We start from the raw sequence: 4,830 nt of genomic DNA, 5'->3' as shown, positions 1-4,830 counted from the left end.
TTAAATCCCCAAGACACTAACGACCAAGACTTTATCCAAGCTTTCGGTAAATTTCAGGGAGTTCGACCCTTTTTAGCCCTGCGCTACCATGGCTATCAATTTGGTGAATATAACCCTAGACTAGGGGATGGCAGAGGTTTTCTCTATGGTCAAGTAAGAGGTATTGATGGGGAACTTTACGACTTCGGTACCAAAGGCTCTGGCACCACACCCTACTCCCGAACTGCTGATGGTAGACTGACCCTCAAAGGAGGGGTGCGGGAAGTACTTGCAGCTGAAGCGTTGCACCATCTTGGAGTTTTAACCTCCCGCTGTCTGAGCCTGATTGAAACTGGAGAGCAACTGTGGCGAGGTGATGAACCTTCTCCAACTCGCTCATCAGTTATAGTACGTTTTAGCCGTTCCCATATCCGGTTTGGTACCTTTGAGCGACTGCATTACTTTAAGCGTCCGGATTTAATCAAGAAGCTATTAGACCATGTGATTGAGCAGTACTACCCAAGCATAATCCCCCTAAAGGAGGATAAGAAACAGGAGCAGTATGCTCAGTTTTACGCTGAGTTGGTGGAACGAGTGGCTCGATTGGCAGCCCAGTGGATGGCAGCGGGTTTTTGTCACGCTGTCTTAAATACCGACAATATGTCGATTACTGGCGAAAGTTTTGATTATGGACCATTCGCCTTTATCCCCACCTATGACCCTAAGTTTACCGCTGCTTACTTTGACTATTACAGGCGCTACAGTTATGGCAATCAACCTGGAATTTGTCAGTTAAATTTAGAAATGCTTCAGCAACCGTTAGGGATGGTAATGCCAACATCGGAGATGGAAGCAGGTTTAGCCGAGTTTGGGAAACATTATTACCGCAATTATCGGCACTTGATGCTGAATAAACTGGGATTTGAACAGTTGCCAGAGTCGGAAGAGTCAGAGTTATTGAGGTTAACGATTCAGTTCCTGCAAGATACTCAGGTTGGTTATCACGCTTTCTTTGCTGAATTAGCCCAACAGTTTGATAAGAGTTGGCGAGATGATGTTACTCAGATAATGAGCCGAGAATCTTTTTGGGAGTCAGATGCTCAGTATTCCTCCCTAGCAGATTGGCGCAATTTATACCACCACCTTTTACAAAATTTATCAGTTGATCAGCTTAAGGATATGTCAGCACTTTTGCGAGATAAGAATCCGCACACTGCTTTACTCAGACCTGTAATTGAGGCAGTTTGGGAGCCAATTACTCAGGAAGATAATTGGGAGCCGTTTTATGAGTTGATCAGCAAACTACAAGCTAAACAATGAAACAGTGATTAGTTCAAAGCTGAGGCAAGAACCATTTATCTCAATTTAATTTAATTCAAATTAAGATTGTTGACATTTCCATTAACTTCTGGTAATACTCCTGACGGTCTAGGAGATGACACTGGAGCTAATGGTATCTCTAGCAGCGGTCGATTCAGAGCAATCCTGAGGGGTTCTGCTTTTGGCAATGGAGTTGGGTTAGTGGCCATCTGTGGCACTGGTGAGGGTCCATTAGGCACAATCATCGAAACCGCACCGACAAACATGGCAGCAAGGGCAGCACCACCCCAAACAAATTTTCGGCGATTCCGGCGGCGGTCAATTTTTGAGAAAACTTGCTGTGCCAGTTCTTGAGCTGGTTGCTCTGTTGGTGGGACGGGCATGGTTCGGAATGCCTGACGTAGCATCACCAGTCGATTGTATAATCGTTTGGCATCTGGGTCAGTTGCCAATAGCTGCTGCACATCAGAGCGCTCTGCTGATGTTACTTCCCCATCAACGTAGGCACTGATTAATTGAAAGCGATCGCGTTTGAGGGAATCCATATCTTTGGCAGATTCCTGCCCATAAGTGTTATCAGGGTTAAATTTAGAGGTCATTTTCTCATCACCAACGAGTCATCGTAAACTCCCCACACTAGATCTCCCATATTTTTTATATTAAGGGAATAACCAATAAAGGAAATCCGGCGCTTTAGATAAAGATTTGAACAAGCTTGTCTTCTCAAATTATGGGATTTAGATAAAGATATGATTAAGCAAGCCTTGTAAAGATTTGATATATTATTAAGTAACTATACTGATGTTTAGGAATCTAGATAAGCTTGCAGGTGAGATTGCAATCTCGCTCTTGCTCTAGCAATTCTAGACTTAACGGTTCCGAGAGAAGCGCCAGTAATTTCGGCAATTTCTTCATAAGCCATACCTTCGATTTCCCTAAGGATGATGGTAGTACGAAACACTTCTGGCAACTCTGATATTGCCTTGTGCAGTTGCTCATAAAACTCTCTGGTCGTCATATCTTCTTCTGGACCAGGCTCTGCTGAAGCAATTTCCCAATCCATATCGCCATCATCCATATGACGTGGTGCATCCAGAGACAGGGGGTGGGCTACCCGCTTGCGTTTGCGGAGCTCATCATAGAAAAGATTGGTGGCAATACGGCTTAACCAACCTTTGAACTTGACTGGTTCATTAAGTCGTTTAATATTACGGTAAACCCTAATCCAGACCTCTTGGGCTAAATCGGAGCGATCTTGCCAGTCTGGTGCTAAGTGATACAAAATCTTATCCACGTGGGACTGATACCGACGTAGTAGCTCAGCAAAGGCTGTGCGGTCAGGATTCATACCTTCCTGACAGCGTAAAACCAAATCATAGTTAGAGAGTTTCTCAGGTTGCACCGGCACTTGAGGAAGTGTTACCTCTGTTGACCAGGATAGAGAAATTGGTTGACTCATGATTGGAATAGCTTCTAAAACTTTCTTCCTCTCATTGACTCCCAACTTCTGCGATTGGTTCCCGCTCATCGAGCACTAGTCTATCTTACATTTTCACGCTTGTAGTGGACTGAGCCAGCAAACAGCCAATTAACTATTAAATTAACTAGTCATTTCCAATTAATTAACTATTAAATAAATTAATTATGGCCATAAGCAACTCAATTAACACTAGCTTAATGATATTTTGCTTTGGGTCAGCAGGATTGTTAATCTCAGCTACACTACCACAGCTTAAGCTGAAGCAACTTACACCTGAGATTAGCCAGGTCTTGCCAGCAACCTCTCGGTTGACCATAGCACGACTCGGTACACTAGAGACGTTGACAAAAACTTCTTCAGTATACCCGGAACTGGCACCGTTGTCATCCGAAAAGACAGCCTCAGATCTGGTAAAACCTCAGGTAACGCCAAAGAGACTGAAATCAAAAATTCCCAAGGTTTTACCAGCCACCTCTTATTTTACTGACGCAATTGCTGCTATTACTTACCAGGTAGTTGTGGATTTGAGTGATACTACGGTCTACTTGTACTGGGGAGAACAATTGCTCCAGAGCCACCCAGTTGCCATTGGTAAACCCGGTTGGGATACACCCACTGGCAGTTTCAAAATTATTCGCAAACAACCCAACCCTATTTGGAAAGAACCGATTACTGGTGAACTCATACCTCCTGGACCTGATAATCCTTTAGGAGAAAGGTGGATTGGTTTTTGGTCTGACGGGCACCATCAAATCGGGCTTCATGGCACTGATGAAGAAGAGCTAATCGGCACAGCGGTTTCCCACGGCTGCTTACGGATGCTCAACCAGGATATTAAACAGTTGTATGAGCAGGTAAGTCTAGGAACACCAGTCATTGTGAGAGATTAAACATCTCAACCGAAAAATTGCCATTGAAAAGGGATTTTTAACCATCACCTGTTAACACTGACTCAACGTAATCCATTTGAGCCCTGAGGCTTTGGCTCAAAGTGTGGTGCAAACTCCTCTAACATATTACTAATCTGTTCCATCAGATCGCTGTTTTTTTTGCCGATTGCTTGGCGATCAGCGCCAAAATCAGGTCGCTCTAGATATTTGGCTATGGCATCCTTGACTTGATGGTTAATTAAATCCATTAGGTCTTGCTTTGCTCTTTTACGCTGGTATTGAGCACCTTTTTCGGTAGTGGCATAGAGAGGGGGCAGTCTATTGAGGGCATAGGCAGCAATATCTCCTAGCTCCAGAAAGTGATCGCTCTTGTCTTCTATCTTGGTAAATTGATCAATTGCTTCGCTTAATACCAACTCTTCCATGACATTGATAAACTGCTTGCGAGCAGCTGTAACCACCTCACCACATAGAAGCGCCCCCATCAGTCTGTCTAATGCCATATATTCTTCAATGGAGAGTTCCGAAGCTGTGTCACAAAGGCGACCGACCTCACTCTCCATCAGGGGAGTTAAGTAGCCATCTTTCAACGCTTTTTCTACAATTTGCTCAATTCTCATGAGTAGATTTAATAGCTATTGATTTAATGGTCAAAATAATTAATAGTATAATCTAGGAATTTAGCTTCGTCTTTATCTGATTAAGCTGATCCCGATGGGTGAATCTGGGGGATTTCGTGAAGCGGAGTCAGTGGTTAGTGGGATTTCCTAGTAAAATCAAAAAAAGAGTAGGAGTAAGTTAGCCATAGGGCTTTAGCCTATGACTAGCTACAAACACGAGGAATTTATGGAGTAGTGGTCAATAACCACTAAATCCTAAGGGAAGGACAAGTTAACAGCTAACCAATAGGGAAAGGGCAAGAGTAAAGAAAATTTTTCCCTCTTGCCGGTTACGTTTACCGATACTTTTTAGCTACCAAAATCTACTTTGCCGATTTTAGCCCACTAATGCAAGCTGCTTAAGCAGCCAGGGGGTATCTCCCAAGGCCAAGATAGGTTTTGTTCCGCTCAAGGCGCATAAATCTGTGTTTAATAGAAAACGCAACCACTATCATGGTTTGCTTTGGTTTTCGGCTTCAATTCAAGGAACCAGAATGTTTTC

At 43.6% G+C, this 4,830-nt stretch carries 5 protein-coding genes; 2 read left to right on the top strand and 3 right to left on the bottom strand.

The window, feature by feature from the left end; all coding sequences use genetic code 11:
• Nucleotides 1–1,299 (top strand): YdiU family protein (locus F6K49_RS35330; protein WP_293104272.1); only part of this gene is annotated, 1,299 nt, incomplete at its 5' end.
• A 50-nt stretch (nt 1,300–1,349) separates the two neighbouring features.
• Here F6K49_RS35330 and F6K49_RS35325 read toward each other — a convergent pair.
• Nucleotides 1,350–1,898, bottom strand: a complete 549-nt coding sequence (locus tag F6K49_RS35325) for a Fis family transcriptional regulator (protein ID WP_293024420.1) — start codon at nt 1,896–1,898, stop codon at nt 1,350–1,352.
• A 206-nt stretch (nt 1,899–2,104) separates the two neighbouring features.
• Nucleotides 2,105–2,758: a sigma-70 family RNA polymerase sigma factor gene (locus tag F6K49_RS35320; RefSeq protein WP_070391151.1), complete on the bottom strand. Its 654-nt coding sequence runs from the start codon at nt 2,756–2,758 to the stop codon at nt 2,105–2,107.
• Between the two features lie 185 nt (nt 2,759–2,943).
• Between F6K49_RS35320 and F6K49_RS35315 the strand changes: the two genes are divergently transcribed.
• Entirely contained in the window at nt 2,944–3,669 is a 726-nt protein-coding gene (locus tag F6K49_RS35315) for a L,D-transpeptidase (RefSeq protein WP_293019602.1), read from the top strand.
• A 62-nt stretch (nt 3,670–3,731) separates the two neighbouring features.
• Here the strand turns inward: F6K49_RS35315 and F6K49_RS35310 are convergent, their stop codons facing one another.
• Complete coding sequence (locus F6K49_RS35310) at nt 3,732–4,289, bottom strand: late competence development ComFB family protein (RefSeq protein WP_293019604.1); 558 nt, start codon at nt 4,287–4,289, stop codon at nt 3,732–3,734.
• Between the last annotated feature and the right edge of the window lie 541 nt (nt 4,290–4,830).

It is taken from the genome of Moorena sp. SIO3I6, from assembly GCF_010672095.1.
This window is presented reverse-complemented; position numbering and strand designations above follow the sequence as displayed.

Bases quoted from the DNA above. Each gene is read 5' to 3' on its own strand.
- F6K49_RS35310 (WP_293019604.1), bottom strand. From the start codon at position 4,289: ATGAGAATTGAGCAAATTGTAGAAAAAGCGTTGAAAGATGGCTACTTA.
- F6K49_RS35325 (WP_293024420.1), bottom strand. From the start codon at position 1,898: ATGACCTCTAAATTTAACCCTGATAACACTTATGGGCAGGAATCTGCC.
- F6K49_RS35320 (WP_070391151.1), bottom strand. From the start codon at position 2,758: ATGAGTCAACCAATTTCTCTATCCTGGTCAACAGAGGTAACACTTCCT.
- F6K49_RS35315 (WP_293019602.1), top strand. From the start codon at position 2,944: ATGGCCATAAGCAACTCAATTAACACTAGCTTAATGATATTTTGCTTT.